A 16482-nucleotide genomic window follows, 5' to 3' on the forward strand; every position below is an offset into this window, starting at 1 on the left:
GAGTAGTCTGTTATGGGATTTTTTGCCGGGTTAGATGCCGAAAAATATGACCGAAAATACAGCGATCGAGAATTGATCCGGCGTATTTTGAACTATTTTCGACCGCATTTTGCAAGACTTTTTGTGGTCGGCTTTCTGGTTTTGATTGTTTCTGGGGCAGGGGCGTTGATGCCCATATTGGTATCCAGAGGCATTGATTATCTAAAAGATGAATTGACTCCAATCAACGTACTGTTTATTCCATTTGCTGTCATGCTGACGGGAGTTATTGCCTGGCTGGCAAACTGGCAGGCGCGGCGGTTGATTGTCCGTTCGGTTGCGGACGTGGTGGCACGGCTTGCCAACGAGGCGTTTGCTTCAGCGGCAGAGCATGACCTGTCCTTTTATGATCAATTTTCCACAGGAAAAATTGCCTCTCGGATTACCAGCGACACGCAGGATTTTGGTCAGCTGGTGGTTTTGACCACTGATCTCATCTCGCAAGTCGTTGAATCACTGATTCTTGCGATTGTACTGGTCAACCTGGAATGGCGACTGGCATTAACCCTTTTTGCGATTATTCCGATTGTCGGGGTTTTGGCAATGAGCTTTCGCGGCCTGGCGCGCAAGGTAACGCGGGCGGGAATGCGCGCGATGGCAAATGTCAATCAGACCATCAAAGAAACGGTTTCCGGAATTGCGGTTGCAAAAAATTTCCGTCAGGAAGGGCGAATTTTCGAGCTGTTTGACCAGTCCAACCGTCTGTCGTATCAGGTCAATGTTCGGCGCGGGCTGGTACTTTCGATGGTTTTTCCGGTACTGAACACTGTCGGGGGCTGGATGACGGCACTATTGGTATACGTAGGGGGAATAAGTGCTGTTCAGGGGGCTGTGACGGTTGGTGCCTGGTACCTGTTTTTATTAAGCCTCGATCGTTTCATGTTTCCGGTGATGAATTTATCGTCATTCTGGACTCAAATTCAAAACGGCCTGTCGGCGGCTGAACGGGTGTTTGGATTGATTGATGCCGATCCCAGTGTCGTTCAAACCGGCGATGTGAAGGCTCCGCGATTAAGGGGACAAATTGACTTTAATCATGTTTATTTTCGATATACAGATGCTTCACCAGTGCTAGAGGATTTCAATCTACACATTTCTCCGGGAGAATCGGTAGCGCTGGTTGGTCATACCGGTGCGGGAAAGTCCTCGGTTGTGAAATTGATTGCGCGATTTTATGAATTTCAAGGGGGTGAAATTTTGATTGATGGAATGGACATTCGCAGTTTTGATTTGGGTAGTTATCGTTGTCAATTGGGGATTGTGTCGCAGGTGCCGTTCCTATTTTCAGGAACATTATTGGAAAACATTCAATATTCCTGCAAAGGCGCAAGTGAGGAGGAAATTGAAAGGCTGGCTTATCAGATTGGAAATGGTGAATGGCTGGAAGCCTTGCCAGATGGTTTGATGACCCAGGTGGGTGAGCGGGGAGGCCGATTGTCCATGGGGCAGCGGCAGCTGGTTTCATTGATGAGGGTTTTGGTTCAGAAGCCGGCCATCTTTGTGCTGGATGAAGCCACTGCCAGTATTGATCCCTTTACTGAAAGACAAATTCAACAGGCTTTGGAAATGGTTCTTTCACAAAGCACCAGCATTTTGATTGCTCACCGATTATCTACAGTAAAAGCGGCCGATCGAATTATTGTTTTAGATCATGGAAAAATAATTGAGGAAGGCAATCATGAGGAATTAATGAATACCGGCGGTCATTACGCCGATCTTTATAATACCTATTTTCGACATCAGTCTCTGTCATATATTGATCAGGCTGGAAAGATGCGAGAAGAAGTAACCACTAAAATTGGGAGGCTAAGATGATTTATAAATGGATGACCCTGTTCAATCGCATTGACCCGATCATTACGGGTTTTATGGCGCGTTATTCTGTAACCTTTTTGAGAATCAGCCTGGGAATCAATTTTTTCTGGTTTGGTGTGTTGAAGTTCTTTCCGGGCCTCAGCCCTGCGCAGGGATTGGCTGCAAGAACAATTGAAGTACTGTCATTTGGTTTGATTGGCAGCGAAATTTCTGTGCCGTTGCTTGCAGCGTGGGAATGTCTGATTGGATTGGGGTTGATCACCGGTAAGTTTTTGCGGGCTACCTTGTTGTTGTTGTTTCTCCAAATGGCAGGCACAATGACCCCGCTCGTTTTGTTTCCCGCCGAAACCTTTGTTCGTTTTCCTTACGCCCCGACTTTAGAAGGCCAGTACATCATCAAGAATCTGGTGTTAATTTCAGCGGGGTTGGTGGTGGGTTCTACCGTGCGCGGCGGTCGAATTGTGGAAAAGACAACCTGATTTGATTTACTCCAATCGCCATGAATAGAATCTTGCTATCCGGAATAGTCCTGTCTTTGTTGGTCTTAAGCGGCTGCACGGTGTATGAAGCCGGCAACCTGAAGATTATTGATATTTGGGCTCAGGCTGCCCTGTTAGCCTATTCGGAAAAAATGTCAGAGCACGCCTATCATATTCCGGTTAGCAACGATGCCCCTGTTTATTTTCAGATTGAAAATCAGGGAGAGGAAACAGAGACCTTGATCGGCGGTTTCAGTGAGATTTGTGAGAAGGTTGAGGTGATTGGGGAAGAGGGAAATCAAATTCGACTTGAGCCGGGAGAAAAGGTAATCCTTTCTCCAAAATCAGGATTATCCATTCAATTAAGAAATCTCAAGCAGGATCTATTACCTGCTCAGAAGATCAAAATCACTTTGTTTTTTGAACGGCAGGGAGAAGTTGAATTCGTTGTTCCGGTGAAGCTGCCCCAAAATTAACTTTCTTGACCTTCCATTTCGGAGATCAGTTCCAAAAATGCCTCGACGATTTTTGGATCAAAGTGTTTGCCGGCTTGTTCGCGCAAATAGGAAATTACCTCTCGTTTTTTCCATGCCGGGCGATAAGGTCGATCGGATAATAAGGCGTCCCAAACATCCACCACAGCAAAAATTCGCGCAGCCAGCGGAATTTCCTCGCCCTTCAAGCCGCGCGGATATCCGCTTCCATCCCATTTTTCGTGGTGGCAGTAGGGAATTTCAAGGGCAGGTTTGAGAAATGGAATACCGGACAGCACATCATACGCCATTTGGGGATGGCGGCGCATGATTTCCCATTCTTCGGGTGTCAACGGACCCGCTTTATTTAAAATAGCATCTGGTATACCCATTTTTCCAATGTCGTGGAGCAAAGTACCCCGCCGAATATCGGGTAATTGGTTTTCCTCCACACCCAGTTTTTTTGCCAATTCCAGGGTGATTTGTGTAACCCTCTGACTGTGGTTTTGCGTTTCAGCATCGCGAATTTCAAGGGCCTTTGCCCAGCCTTGCAGGGTTGTGTCATAAGCGATTTGTAATTCATTGATATGGTGCTGCAGGTCAGTAAGTAACTGGATATCTTCAATTGCAATGGCAGCCTGACCCGCCAGCATTTCTAAAAAGTTCATCCACTCATGGTTTGGCTTGATTTCGGCACGCTTCCATAGTTGAAGTAATCCCCATTCATTCTTTTTTGTTATAAGGGGTACTCCCATATAATCCTCAAAGCCTTCTTTATCAATCATTTCTTTGAATTCATTTACTAAAATGGTGGATAAGTCTGATTTTTTAATGTGAATAATTCGATCAAGGTCGGTTCTTAAACCAGGGTATTTCATTCGCATGGCGGGAAGTTCGTTCAAACGGAACCCAATAAACGCAGATAGATGATACTGGTCCGTTTGCGGTTCTTTCAGCCAAATGCAAGCAGCATCCACTTTTTGATGTTCTACGACAGCCTCTAACAAAACTTTTAAGCGTTCCTGTAAATCTCTCCCATGAGTTATGGTTAAATCAATTTTTCTCAAAGCGGATAAATAATTCACAGTTTTTTGGGTTTTTTCCTGCAAAATTGTTCTCTGAATGGCGTTACCAACCATTTCGCTCATCGCCGTAAGAATCTGTTGATCGGTATCATTAAAGGGTTTATTCTTCCCGAGCAAAAGAGCTCCAATCGGTTCTTCAGCGGAAAGCAGGGGTAATACCACCACATAAGGGTGATACTGTTCAGAATAGCGCTGAAGAAAATTCGGATCATTTACAACATCGTTCTGAAAATACGGTAATTTACTCCGCAAGGCGTAACCGGTAATCCCCTGCTCGATTGAAAACTCGGCCCCGATCCATTGCTGCCCTTTTCCAACACCATATACAAAACGATATTGTGTTTCATTTTCTATGGACTTCATGGCCACTGCAACGGTTTCAATTTCTAACAATGAACTGATGGTATGCACGATTGTTTGCACCATATCTTCAGTGGTATAGGTTTGGCGGATGCTTTCAGAGAGCTTTAATAAGGCGGATTGGTAACGTTCAGTTTGCTTCTGGGGAGTAATATCTTCAAACAACGTAGCAAATTGACCTCTGACCGGGGAGAAGGCAAAAACACGGTAATAGCGGTCAAGTTCTTGCGAGTAATTTTCAATCAGGGCTGGTTTGCCTGTCAGGGCAACTTTGCCGTAGGTCTCAATCCAGTATGATTCGGTATTAGGTAACACCTCAAGAACTGTTTTTCCAATGATGGCATTGGCTGATAATCCAGTCAATTTTTCAAATGCAGGATTTACGGCAATGAAACGATAATCTTTGGGATGATTATTCTCGTTGAGTATCATTTCATGGAGTGCAAAGCCGTTTAACATCGTTTCAAACAATTGCCGATATCGCTGCTCACTCATCTTGAGAGACTTTTTAAACTGCTCGATTTCAGTTATGTCATGCCATCTTGCAAACAACGCCACATCCCCTGCGTAAGGAATGGCTGTCAGGGACACTTCGGCAAGAAATTCGCTGCCATCTGCACGCGTATGTAGCCATTCAAATGTGACTGCCCCTTCTTTGAGGGCTTCTTTTTGGTATATTTCAGCTTTTTCTTTGCTCGGGTTGCCATCTGGTTGCATAGGTGGTGAAATTTGGTCCGGCGATTTCCCAATGATTTGCATTCGGTTGGCGCGAAGATTGAGCAAAGCAGATTGATTCAAATCCATAATTACTCCATTGACGATCAAAAGACTTGGATCAGATGATTTGTGGAATATACGCTGAAATTTTTCTTCACTCCTCAATAACTCAACTTCGCGCTGTCTTCGTTCTTTAGCCATATACAGGGTTGAACGAAGCGAATCATCTGAGATGGGTTGAAAAATAAATCCATCAATCAGCTTACTAATCGTTGATAGAAAATTCTCGGTGGTTTTTTGAGATTCAGGCTCAAGGATTAAAATTAAGAGTGCGCGGTTGTTTTTACGAATTTCATCAAGACATTCAAACAGGTTGGATTCAGGGGCAGCATCAATGTCAAAGAAAATTACGATTTCTTTTTCGGTTGTACAACAAATTTCCAGTAGTCTTTCGTGAGATTTAACAATAATGATATCTGTCCATCCCATAAAATTTAATTGAGTAGATAGGGAATGGATGAGTAACTCGTTTTTTGAGACCAGAACCACTTTGGAAGGAAACATAAATTGTATAAAGTGAATTGATTATACACACCTGATAATATAATGTATCACAATAATCATGTATTTGCTGTAAAAGACCGATAAAAAAGCATCCCACATTTGTGCAGGATGCTTTTTTTATAACAAACCGGCGCTTTCAACAGCAGTTAACCATTAAAACTTTCAATATCCTTCCATCCAGTGGTTACATAGGTGGTTAATTCACTGACGCTCAGGTCTTTGATTCCTAATTTTTCCAGTGTTCTTCCGCGCCGCCAGTAATCAGTGCGGTGGATGATGCAGGCCAAACGTATCACACTGTTGATCCCATTGACCGAAACGCCATAGCGTTCGCCCAATGAAGCAATCGGAACCAGACTCATTGGAACATCTTCAAAGATATAACGGTGGTTGAGGGTGGCTGGGGCTTTAATGCCATAGTAACCGGTCTGATTATGAATGCGATCATAAAGGGTTTCTCCGGTAACGTTGTATGCCAGTTCCAGCCACTCCAAGGCTGTGCGGGCACGAATGCCCAAAGCTGAAGCGACCGTAACTCTTTCACGATCGAGAATTTCCAAGACGCGAGCAACCGAGGGAGTGACCCCGTCAATGTAAAATTGAAAATCGCCATGTGTGGCTTCAATCCATCCTGCATTGAGGATCGTCAAAGCCGGATGAAAAATTGCCCCCATGTTATTCAAACCGGTGTGCAGCACATTAACACCATCAATGTATTGTGGAAAAGCAACTCGGATTTGTTCAAGTACCAAAGGAGTCTTAACAGCGGGTAGAGCTGCCAGTGGAACTGCCTCCTTGATGCGGAATATGCGTGCCTGGGCAGGACCGTCTGCTCGGCTGGCATAGATAAAGGTTTCTGCCTCTGCTACGTTGACCTCGACATTGCATCCGCTTCTTCGAAGAATGACATCAAATTCAATTGCACCAAGTGTTCTGCCCGGATGAAGGATGATGGTTTGTCCTTCTTTCAGGTGGCAGGCTATTTTATGGGCGATTTCTGCATGAGCAGAAGATGGCAATACCACCATGATGACCTGAGCATCTTTGATGGCAGTGCCAATGTCGTCGGTAACGATTCGAATTTTTCCAAATCCTTTAGGTCCGCCTTCGTAACTTTCCAGATCAATTCCCCCTCGCTTGGCAATGATTTCAATATGGGCATAGGTGCGATTGTATAGACTTACATCAAAACCCATCAAAGCCAGATGGGCAGCCATCGCTTTTCCGCCGTTGCCGGCACCAATCACTGCGAATCGTGAAATATCAGACATTGGATTACCCTCCCGATTTGAAGAATTGTTCCAGTCTTTGGAGTTCAGAAATGGGATTACCATTTTCATCAACCGCGTGACAGGCTCCGTTAATGATGCGTGTGCGGATCATCCCTCTGCCAAAGCGGTTGTTTTTCAGTTGCGGAGCGTCCAGAATGCCCGTGGTGACAGACCTTGCCAGGACTTCAGGGTCAGTGAAAGGATCGCGGGTTGAATCATGGGAGAGGCTTTGAATTGCCAGGAGAGTGACTTTCGCTTCCGAAACAAGATTTTCTTTTCGTTTAACAAGGTTGGGGTCATAAATCATAGCTGGCTGACCCCCTAGCGCGTTCTCAATCGAGCGCCGAGCCATTTTGGCGGCTTCAATGACCTCGTCGGCAGTGGCTGCATGGTCGGCTTCCGTATGACCAACAATATGGACAATATCCGGTTTAAGCGCCATTTGTAAGTAGATACTGGCAGCCAGATGGGCTCTGGCGGAAGGCGGGTCAAGCGGATAAGACAACAGGCCAGTGCGAGTTTGAGTCCAGATCCGAAAATCCGCACCAGCGAGCGGTTGAATCAGTTCAAGAATTGCCAGCATCTTGGCCAGGTCCATACTGTCTGAAGTGCCGGGCGGACTGTTGAACATCAATTGTGCAATATAATCTTTCACCCCAAAGGCTTTGGCATTATAGGCTGAAAGGAAAGCAGATACAACAAAAACTACATCAGGCGCATCTCGCATCCCCCAGTGATGTGGTTCATTCAATTCTACCGGGATATTTTTATCCCCGTACCATGTCATGACGCGCTGGTGCTCACGGATGGAGCCGGCTAAATCCCATGGACCGCGGCCATCCATTTGATTGAACCAGAAAAGCGGAATGGCACACCAGGCGTTATTAATGGTTTCTATGTATAACTCAGCCAGACGAATGAAGTCATCCGTGCCTGAGTATGTTCGTAAAAGGGGATAGTTGCCGGTTCGAGATACCTGATAGAGCATGCGGTAATCCCCTGCAGAACGTACCGGAACACCGCCTGCGCCTTTACGGCGCGGATCTTGTCTTTCTGGATGGAAAAAATTTTCCTGGGCATCCTGGTCAATACCCAAAGAGATCACATCCAGGACTCGTGCCTCAGCAATTTTTCGTATTCCATCTCGGGTATCTTCCAGGCTGGGTAAACCAAAATGATGACGCAAGAGGGGAAATGGCGCTTTCCATAAACGACGCTCAACCGTAGTTTGGGGAAAAGCGGATTCTCCAGAATGTTCAGTTTTTTCACCACGCAGGTAGGCTAAAGTTTCCTCTGTTAATTCGGAACCATCAAAAATTTTTTCAAAAAAACCGAGCCCTTTGGCTCGTTCGGCAACCGGTGGTGTACCGGCAAAAGCAAAACGAATTCCTTTTGACCTTAATTCATCAGCGGCTTCCGCAAATTCACCAAGTAATCTTTCCCCAGTTTCAGGAGTCAGGCGGTATGAAACCCCAACCAAATCAGCATTTTCTCGAATTGCTGCCTGAATAAACTCTTTTACCGGCACCGCTGGGCCTAAAAAGACTGTCCGCCATCCAGCTATTTCTGCCAGCTTGAGAAAATTGCTGACACCGGCAACGTGGACACATTCTCCCAGTGCGCCGGCAACAACTGTTTTCATGTACACCTCCATTTCACACGCAAAAAGGGGCTACAAAAGTTTTTCTTCATCCACCAATAAGTTTTTCAATGTTGGGTGGGTGATGGCGAATTGGACATGACGCCATGTAATACTGGTATTTTTATTATAACTGATTTTTTCCGCCCCTGATTTTGTAACAAAATCACGCCAAAGTCATCTAATTCAATGGCAAGACCAATCAAAGGAGTGGAACCTCAATGACTGAAACAAAGGTCAATCATCCCAAAGTGATCATTTTTACAACGCCGACCTGCTCATTTTGTAACATGACTAAAAAGTACCTGCGCGAGAAAGGTATCCGGTTTAAGGAGGTTGATGTCAGTCGTGATCCTGTTGCCGCTCGAGATATGGTAAAACGCTCGGGGCAGATGGGCGTGCCGGTTTTGGATATAGGTGGGAAGATCGTGGTCGGATTTGATCGTCCAAAAATCAACCAGTACTTAGGAATTAAATAAATTCAGGAGGCTGAAATGACAGAAATTAAAGTTCAACCTATGGGGGCTCGCATTCTAGTGAAACCGCTGGAGCAGGAAAGCAAAACCGCAACTGGTTTATATATCCCCGAAACAGCCAAAGAGAAACCACAAACGGGTGTGGTTGTTGCTGTAGGGGATGATGAGGACATCAAACTCAAGGTGAATGACAAAATTTTATTCGCAAAGTATAGTGGAACAGAAATCAAGCTGGGCGGTGATGATTATCTCATCATGGAATGCAGTGATGTTTTGGCTAAGGTACTTGATTAATTGAGATTAGCATTTCAACAAAAAAAACAGCCGGTTCCACAAGCCGGCTGTTTTTTTGTTGTCCCTGTGGGGAGGTGATAACTATAAAAATGGCCAGTTTTAACCTGGCCAAAATAACGGGGCTGAAACTGGTATTTGTGCAGATTACAAAACCAAAGGTTTCATTGAAAATCAAAAGGAATTAAACCGCCGTATCAGAGCCATTCAATCATCGTGAATCGGAGGTGAATCCCAAAAATCAACTTCTAGAAGTCTGTCCCTTTTTGTTTTTCCACAAAATCTTGAAAGGAATTGAAGATGAAACGAGTAAATTATTTTTGGATGCTGCTGATTGCATTCTCGCTGGTGATGAGTGCCTGTCAGCCAGCTGTCGAAACAATTGAAGTTGAAAAAGAAGTTGTCAAAACGCAAGTGGTCGAAAAGGTTGTGGAGGTTGAGAAAGAACCCTCCGAGGTACTTTCTTTCTCGACTCCTCACCCAATTCTTTCGGATGTGCGAGTACGTCAGGCGATGGCTTACTGCACCAATAAAGACGAAATCATCCAGGCTGTTTATCCTTTTCTCTCACCAGAAGAGCGGGCTGAACTGGTGATGGACACTTTCATCCCCAAAAATCACTGGGCATATGCTGGGGATGAAAATGTAACCATTTATCCATTTGACCCGGAAAAGGGTAAAGCTTTACTAGAGGAAGCTGGTTGGACGGATGAAGATGGTGACAATGTTCGCCTGAACGCGGATGGTGAACCATTGATGTTGGAACTGGTTTTGACAGAAGCACCACACCGCAAGATATTGGCTCCAGTCTGGCAGCAACAAATGAAAGCATGTGGTATTCGCGTAGCCGTAAACCATGTACCTTCCACATGGCTGTATGGGGATACTACCGGTTTGGCGCGCCGTGAATTTGAATTGGCAGACTATGCCTGGGTTGGTCAATCTGATCCCTCTGGCAGAACCTTGTATGCCTGCGATCAAATTCCTACCGCGGAAAATAACTGGGAAGGTCAAAACGCGATGGGATGGTGTAACCCGGTTGCCTCACAAGCCATTGTGAAAGCCACCAACACCATCAATCAGGAGGACCGCAAGGAACCGTACAAGATTGTTCAACAAGAATTCACCAAAGACATGGTTTCTTTACCGTTGTACAATCATCTGGAAATTTTTGCGTCCAATCCGAACTTGAAGGGATTTAATCCCCAACCGGGTGAGGAGTATTACAGTTACAACGTCGCTGAATGGGAAATCCCCGGAAAAGATACGATTGTGATCGGCTTCACCCAGGAACCGGCTTCGATGTTTGCACTGGTGGAACAGGGTGTTTCAGCGATCATCGCCAACTCACTTGTGCATGGCCTCGCCTTCTCTACAATCAATTACGATTTTCAGGGGATTGCTCAAAAGGTACCTTCCACCCTGGATAGTGGTTTGGCTCAAAATCTGGATGTGGAAGTCAAGGAAGGCGATCTTGTTTATGACGTGGATGGCAATCCGACTGAATTAAAAACCGGCGTAGAGGTTTATAACTCTGCGGGTGAGGTGGTGACCTTTGATGGCACGCCGATTACAATGAAACAACTGACCGTTGAATATCAGTTCCGCGATGATATGGTATGGTCGGATGGCACGCCGGTCAGTGCTGCAGATTTTGCCCTGCGGTTCAAAATTGACTGTGATGAAAATTCAGGCGCAACCTCATTCAATACCTGCCGATCTATTCAATCCTATGAAGTGAATGACAGCGGTTATACCGTAACCTATCTGCCGGGTGTTCAGGATCCGCTCTACTTCCGGGCTTTAATGGATCCGCGTTTGTCAAATGTTTATCCTGCGCATCGCGTGCTGGCGGATGGGCGCAAACTGGCAGACGTTCCCGCTGAAGAGTGGGCAACCTTACCAGAAATTGCCGAATTCCCAATTGGTGTTGGCCCCTACGTCCTGAAGGAATGGGTCAAAGGCGAAAAGATGGTTTTTGAAGCCAATCCCTATTACTATGGCGGAGCACCCAAGACCAAAACCATCGTCATCTCAATCATCACCCCTGATAACGCCGAAGCCCAACTGTTGGGTGGACAGGTGGATATCCTGGATAGCACAACGCTCAATACGATTTCAGATGCGATGAGAAAAGCAGCGGATGAAGGGAAAATTAACCTTTACACCCTGCCCGGCGGAACCTGGGAACATATTGACATGAATCTTTATCTGCCGTAACTCCTTTTGTAAAAAGGGTTTCGGAAAATCGGTGTGGCGCTGCAGGGCGCCACACCGACCTGTAATCGAGTTCTGGGAGGGTGACCCTGCACGCCCTTCAAGAAGTCCGTTACAGGAAACCTGAAAGTTTAAGGAGAACTCACATGCTTGGGTATATTGCTCGCCGTTTGCTTCAGATGGTGGGTGTGGTGTTGATTTCGGCTGTTGCCACCTATGCCCTCTTGAATCTTGCGCCGGGCGGACCGTTGACCGGCTTGCGCCAACAACAACAGGGTCGTAATCGTATCACCGCGGCGGATATTGCTCGAATCCGGGCATATTATGAATTGGACCTATATTTACCCATCCGCTTCAGCCGATGGCTGATCGGTCAACCCCGGGGTAGTATTGAAGTGGGTGGGGTGGAATGGTTTGCGAACACACCCATCGGCTGTCGACAACCGATTGAAAAAAATATCCGCAATGAAAAAGGTAAGATCGAGACAAAGGTTGTCGGATGTCAAGACTATGTTTATCTGCGTGATCTGTCAGGCAGAAAGGTTAGTCGCGGGATTTTACTGGGCGATTTTGGGGCATCGTGGAAATTGCTGCGAGATCGGCCGGTGAGTGACTTGATATTAAGCAGATTACCCAAAACCATTGAGCTGATTGGGCTTTCGACGTTACTTTCTCTGTTGTTGGGCATTCCGCTCGGTATTTATTCGGCGGTAAAACAGTATTCACGTTTTGACTATATATTTACTTCACTGGCTTTTCTTGGCTCGGCCATGCCAACCTTCTTCTTTGGGATTTTGATGATTCTGATCTTTTCGATTTTACCCAAATCAGCGTGGCTGCCTTACCTTCCACCGGGAAGCGCTTCTGCGGTACGGGAATATGCTGTACCATTGTTGGGAACAATTCAACCCGATACGGTTGCAGACCGATTAATGCACCTGGTTTTGCCGGTAATTACACTCACAATTGTGAGTGTGGCTTCCTGGAGCCGTTTTATCCGCGCCAGTATGCTGGAAGTGTTACGGCAGGATTATGTGAGAACAGCCAGAGCAAAGGGGCTCAAGGAAAAACTGGTCATTGTAAAACACGCCTTGAGAAATGCATTGATCCCTTTTGTTACCATCGTTGTGTTTTCAATTCCATCCTTATTCGGGGGAGCAATCATTACCGAAACAATTTTCTCCTGGCCGGGCATGGGGCGTTTGTACTTCCTGGCGCTGGGTGATTCGGATTTTCCGGTGGCGATGGCAATTTTGTTCATTACTGCCGTATTGACCGTTATTGCAACATTAATTCGCGATCTGGTCTATACCGCAATTGACCCGCGCATTCGATACAGTTAGGAGATCAGGATGGTTGCTCAAGTTGAATCCATAACCTTGTCCAACGATTATCCCAAAGAAGAAAGCCCATGGAAACTGGTGTTCCGCCGTTTTCGGAAACACAAACTGGCTATGATTTCGCTTGGGGTGATGGTAATTTTGTTTTTGATCACTTTGTTTGCTCGCCAAATCACTCCTTTTGAAGTGGATGAAATTACAGTGGGAAATTACTTTCTGAAGCCGGGTTCTGTGCAGGAGGCTACGGGCAGAGTGCACCTTTTGGGAACAGACCATTTGGGGCGCGATTTATTCTCACGATTGATCTATGCGGGGCGAATCTCGCTCACCGTGGCCTTGTTATCGGTGCTGATTTCCAGCGTAATTGGAGTGACCATTGGCGCGATTTCTGGTTATTATGGCGGCTGGGTGGATAATCTCTTAATGCGGATTGTCGAATTCTTTCTCACAATCCCCTCGCTCCCCATTCTTTTGATAATTTCAGCCATGCTCTTGAAAAATCAGGATGCAATCCCAATTCCAAAGTATTTTTTGGAGTTGGCCGGAAAATTGATGTTGCTTGAAGTCCGCGAAGCACGGCAGGCGGTATTAATTGTGCTCGTTTTGGCTGGCCTGGGTTGGTTGACTTCGGCGCAATTGATGCGGGGAATGGTGCTTTCTCTTCGCAATCAAACCTTTGTTGAAGCCGCCAAAGCGATGGGAGCAGGGGGAGGTTGGATTATTTTTCGACATATGATACCAAATGCCATGGCGCCCATCATCGTGGATGCGTCACTCAACATGGCAAACTATGTGGTAGCAGAGGCTGCACTTTCATTTCTTGGGTTTGGCATTCAAGAACCCATTCCGACCTGGGGGAACATGCTTTCTGCGACCCAGGCGTATATGCTGAATATGCCGTGGCTGCCATTAATTCCGGGCTTGCCGATATTTTTATGTTCCCTAGCTTTTAATTATATTGGGGATGGCTTACGAGATGCTCTTGATCCGAGGTTGAAATTATGAAAATGCAAAATGAACCACCAGTATTGAGTGTGCGTAATTTGAAAACCCATTTTTTTACCGAAGATGGGATTGTAAAAGCAGTAGATGGAGTGGATTTCGACCTTTATCCCGGAGAGATTTTAGGATTGGTCGGAGAATCGGGCTGTGGGAAGAGCGTAACTTCGTTATCCATCTTGAGGTTGGTTGGGGTGCCGGGAAAAATTGTAGATGGAGAAATCTGGTTTGAGGGAAAAAATTTGCTGACCTTAAGCGAAACTGAAATGGTTGCAATGCGCGGGAATCGCATGTCCATGATCTTTCAGCAGCCACAAACCAGCCTAAACCCGGTTTTTAAGATAGGCGATCAGGTGGCAGAAGTGTTTACCATTCATAAAAATCTGCCTAAAAAGGAAGCCTGGGAAAAGGCGGTTGAACTGCTACATCTTGTTGGAATTCCGGATGCAGAGAAAAAAGCTCATGCTTTTCCCCACGAAATGTCTGGTGGACAGGCGCAGCGGGTGATGATCGCCATGGCGCTGGCACTTAACCCAACTTTATTAATCGCTGATGAACCTACAACAGCTCTGGATGTGACCATTCAGGCGCAAATTATGGACTTGATCCTTGACTTGCGTGAAAAAATGGGGACGTCCGTTATCCTGATCACCCATGATCTGGGAGTGATTGCGGAAATGGCAGACCGCGTGGCAGTAATGTATGCCGGTCAAATTGTAGAGCAGACAAGTGTTCAGGAGTTATTCGCCAATCCTCAACACCCTTACACGAAAGGATTGATGGGGTCAATCCCAGTTTTAGGAAAGGTAACGCGACGATTAGAGGTGATTCCAGGGTCTGTTCCCAATCTCATCAGTCTGCCTCAAGGGTGTCGGTTTTCTCCGCGTTGTAAAGCAAGAATTGAGCAGAATTTGGAAATATGCCTGAGGGAAACTCCGATGCTTTTAGAAACGAACAGTAATCATTTATGCCGCTGCTGGTTATATGATCAGCCAAAAGATGTTGTTACTGCCTTAGCGGAGGTGAAGTATGAATGAGCCACTTCGATCCCATTCCGCCAGGATGGAATTAATTCAGGTGCGTAACCTGAAGAAATATTACACAGTTCGCAGTGGATTTTTTCAGCGGGTTCGCGCTTGGGGCAAAGCGGTTGATGATGTATCATTTGATATCCTGGATGGAGAAACACTCGGTCTGGTCGGTGAGTCAGGATGCGGGAAAACGACCATCGGTCGGACCATGCTCCGTTTGATTGAACCAACAGCGGGGGAAGTGTACTTTGAAGGGAATAATGTGTTCACTTTGAGTGGTGGGGCTTTGCGAACAATCCGCCGGAATATGCAGATCATCTTTCAAGATCCATTTTCCTCGTTAGATCCACGAATGCCCGTAGGCGAGTCGATTATGGAAGGTTTACGCATCAATCGAATTGGGACCCGCAAAGAACAGTTTGATATCATGATTGATGTGTTACGTAAAGTTGGGCTGGAAGATTATCATGCCCGACGGTATCCTCACGAATTTTCAGGCGGGCAACGGCAAAGGATTGGAATTGCCCGGGCACTGGCATTACGCCCGCGATTTATTATTTGTGATGAACCTGTTTCTGCGCTGGATGTTTCCATTCAATCGCAGGTACTGAATATCCTCAAAGATTTGCAGGAAGAGTATGGCTTGACCTATTTGTTCATAGCGCATAATTTGAGCGTTGTGGAACATATCTCCGACCGGGTAGCAGTGATGTACCTTGGAAAAATCGTGGAACTGGCACAACGGGAGGATTTGTTTCGAAATCCATTGCATCCCTATACACAGGCATTATTGTCTGCAATTCCAATCCCTGATCCATCTCTCAAGAAAAAACGAATCATCTTGAAAGGAGATGTTCCCAGTTTATTTAATCCACCCCAAGGATGCCGTTTTCACCCACGTTGTCCTTTTGTTAAAGAGCAATGCCGGGTGGAAATTCCGCCATATCGAGAAGTGGAAAAAGGACATTTTGCGGCTTGCTGGTTAAACGAATAACTGACTTATAATTTTGATGATGGATTGTGAATTTGTAATTCGCCCATTTCAAAAAGCCGACCGTGACGCATTATTGAAAGTTGCCGCTAACACAGCTTTTTTTGGTGATCCGGTAGAGTATTTCATGGAAGACCGGCGAATATTCTTAGACGCCTTTTATGTTTACTACACTGATCACGAGCCGGAGCATAGTTGGGTGGCAACTTATGAGGAGTGCGTCATTGGTTTCTTGACCGGTTGTTTCGATACGACCCTGCAACGCGAATTTACTGCCAGGGTACTGGAACCAAAAACCCTGAGGGGAGCGCTGAGCGGTAAATATCGCATGGGGAAAAAGTTTTTCCGCTATCTGCTCAATTATTCTATGAGCAAAATAAGATCCCCCAAAAACCATTTGGATTTATTGCAGTACCCTGCTCATTTTCACATCAATATCATCAAGGAGTGGAGAGGCAAGGGGATTGGAAAAAATTTGATCGAGAGGTTTTTGGATCAATTAAAAGCAGCCGACATTTGTGGTGTTCATTTACAAACTACCAGTTACAATAAAGCCGCTTTGTATCTTTATGAAAAAATGGGGTTTCAATTGCTTTTCTCTACCCACTCTTATTTATGGCAAAACGTTGTAAATGAACCCATATTCGAACTCACGTATGGAATGAAACTATAACTGTGAAAAAATGATTAAACCT

General features: G+C 45.7%; 14 protein-coding genes. 11 read left to right on the plus strand and 3 right to left on the minus strand.

The genetic code is table 11. The annotated features are described in order from the left end of the window. Positions 1–12 precede the first annotated feature (12 nt). Genes VAE48_RS02520 through VAE48_RS02530 form a run of 3 tightly spaced genes read left to right on the plus strand, consistent with a single transcriptional unit; the run spans position 13 to position 2809 of the window. A complete protein-coding gene (locus tag VAE48_RS02520; protein ID WP_322791737.1) occupies positions 13–1854 on the plus strand; it encodes an ABC transporter ATP-binding protein in 1842 nt (613 codons plus the stop codon). Further along, positions 1851–2333, plus strand: a complete 483-nt coding sequence (locus VAE48_RS02525; RefSeq protein ID WP_322791738.1) for a DoxX family membrane protein — start codon at positions 1851–1853, stop codon at positions 2331–2333. The genes VAE48_RS02520 and VAE48_RS02525 overlap by 4 nt, the downstream gene beginning before the upstream one ends. 20 nt (positions 2334–2353) lie before the next feature. Then, positions 2354–2809 (plus strand): copper chaperone PCu(A)C, encoded by a 456-nt coding sequence (locus tag VAE48_RS02530; protein WP_322791739.1) that lies wholly within the window; start codon positions 2354–2356, stop codon positions 2807–2809. Here the strand turns inward: VAE48_RS02530 and VAE48_RS02535 are convergent. The 3 genes from VAE48_RS02535 to VAE48_RS02545 all read right to left on the minus strand — a co-directional run bounded on the left by VAE48_RS02535 (position 2806) and on the right by VAE48_RS02545 (position 8445). Beyond that, entirely contained in the window at positions 2806–5517 is a 2712-nt protein-coding gene (locus VAE48_RS02535; RefSeq protein ID WP_322791740.1) for an HD domain-containing phosphohydrolase, read from the minus strand. The two genes, VAE48_RS02530 and VAE48_RS02535, sit on opposite strands and share 4 nt — an antisense overlap. Positions 5518–5678: 161 nt before the next feature. After that, entirely contained in the window at positions 5679–6803 is a 1125-nt protein-coding gene (locus tag VAE48_RS02540) for an NAD/NADP-dependent octopine/nopaline dehydrogenase family protein (RefSeq protein WP_322791741.1), read from the minus strand. A gap of 4 nt (positions 6804–6807) precedes the next feature. Continuing rightward, positions 6808–8445: a cobalamin B12-binding domain-containing protein gene (locus VAE48_RS02545; protein ID WP_322791742.1), complete on the minus strand. Its 1638-nt coding sequence runs from the start codon at positions 8443–8445 to the stop codon at positions 6808–6810. Between the two features lie 218 nt (positions 8446–8663). Here VAE48_RS02545 and VAE48_RS02550 point away from each other — a divergent pair, with 218 nt between their 5' ends. The 8 genes from VAE48_RS02550 to VAE48_RS02585 all read left to right on the plus strand — a co-directional run bounded on the left by VAE48_RS02550 (position 8664) and on the right by VAE48_RS02585 (position 16460). After that, entirely contained in the window at positions 8664–8921 is a 258-nt protein-coding gene (locus tag VAE48_RS02550) for a glutaredoxin family protein (protein WP_322791743.1), read from the plus strand. 24 nt (positions 8922–8945) lie between these two features. Continuing rightward, positions 8946–9212 carry a co-chaperone GroES gene (locus tag VAE48_RS02555; protein WP_322791811.1) on the plus strand — a complete coding sequence of 89 codons (267 nt, stop codon included), beginning with the start codon at positions 8946–8948 and terminating at the stop codon, positions 9210–9212. A 297-nt stretch (positions 9213–9509) separates the two neighbouring features. Next, complete coding sequence (locus VAE48_RS02560) at positions 9510–11429, plus strand: ABC transporter substrate-binding protein (protein ID WP_322791744.1); 1920 nt, start codon at positions 9510–9512, stop codon at positions 11427–11429. A 143-nt stretch (positions 11430–11572) separates the two neighbouring features. Further along, a complete protein-coding gene (locus VAE48_RS02565) occupies positions 11573–12769 on the plus strand; it encodes an ABC transporter permease (RefSeq protein ID WP_322791745.1) in 1197 nt (398 codons plus the stop codon). A gap of 9 nt (positions 12770–12778) precedes the next feature. Continuing rightward, complete coding sequence (locus tag VAE48_RS02570; RefSeq protein ID WP_322791746.1) at positions 12779–13771, plus strand: ABC transporter permease; 993 nt, start codon at positions 12779–12781, stop codon at positions 13769–13771. A 2-nt stretch (positions 13772–13773) separates the two neighbouring features. Beyond that, on the plus strand, positions 13774–14802 hold the full coding sequence (locus VAE48_RS02575) for an ABC transporter ATP-binding protein (protein ID WP_322791812.1): 1029 nt from the start codon (positions 13774–13776) through the stop codon (positions 14800–14802). Continuing rightward, positions 14795–15790 (plus strand): ABC transporter ATP-binding protein, encoded by a 996-nt coding sequence (locus tag VAE48_RS02580; RefSeq protein ID WP_322791747.1) that lies wholly within the window; start codon positions 14795–14797, stop codon positions 15788–15790. Before VAE48_RS02575 ends, VAE48_RS02580 begins: the two co-directional genes overlap by 8 nt. Positions 15791–15806: 16 nt before the next feature. After that, on the plus strand, positions 15807–16460 hold the full coding sequence (locus tag VAE48_RS02585; protein WP_322791748.1) for a GNAT family N-acetyltransferase: 654 nt from the start codon (positions 15807–15809) through the stop codon (positions 16458–16460). Positions 16461–16482: the final 22 nt, after the last annotated feature.

The organism is Bellilinea sp., assembly GCF_034432615.1.
Classification (GTDB): Bacteria; Chloroflexota; Anaerolineae; order Anaerolineales; family Anaerolineaceae; genus Bellilinea.

Coding starts and splice junctions, on each gene's coding strand:
- VAE48_RS02520 (WP_322791737.1), top strand. CDS start 13: ATGGGATTTTTTGCCGGGTTAGATGCCGAAAAATATGACCGAAAATAC.
- VAE48_RS02525 (WP_322791738.1), top strand. CDS start 1,851: ATGATTTATAAATGGATGACCCTGTTCAATCGCATTGACCCGATCATT.
- VAE48_RS02530 (WP_322791739.1), top strand. CDS start 2,354: ATGAATAGAATCTTGCTATCCGGAATAGTCCTGTCTTTGTTGGTCTTA.
- VAE48_RS02540 (WP_322791741.1), bottom strand. CDS start 6,803: ATGTCTGATATTTCACGATTCGCAGTGATTGGTGCCGGCAACGGCGGA.
- VAE48_RS02545 (WP_322791742.1), bottom strand. CDS start 8,445: ATGAAAACAGTTGTTGCCGGCGCACTGGGAGAATGTGTCCACGTTGCC.
- VAE48_RS02550 (WP_322791743.1), top strand. CDS start 8,664: ATGACTGAAACAAAGGTCAATCATCCCAAAGTGATCATTTTTACAACG.
- VAE48_RS02560 (WP_322791744.1), top strand. CDS start 9,510: ATGAAACGAGTAAATTATTTTTGGATGCTGCTGATTGCATTCTCGCTG.
- VAE48_RS02565 (WP_322791745.1), top strand. CDS start 11,573: ATGCTTGGGTATATTGCTCGCCGTTTGCTTCAGATGGTGGGTGTGGTG.
- VAE48_RS02570 (WP_322791746.1), top strand. CDS start 12,779: ATGGTTGCTCAAGTTGAATCCATAACCTTGTCCAACGATTATCCCAAA.
- VAE48_RS02575 (WP_322791812.1), top strand. CDS start 13,774: ATGCAAAATGAACCACCAGTATTGAGTGTGCGTAATTTGAAAACCCAT.
- VAE48_RS02580 (WP_322791747.1), top strand. CDS start 14,795: ATGAATGAGCCACTTCGATCCCATTCCGCCAGGATGGAATTAATTCAG.
- VAE48_RS02585 (WP_322791748.1), top strand. CDS start 15,807: ATGATGGATTGTGAATTTGTAATTCGCCCATTTCAAAAAGCCGACCGT.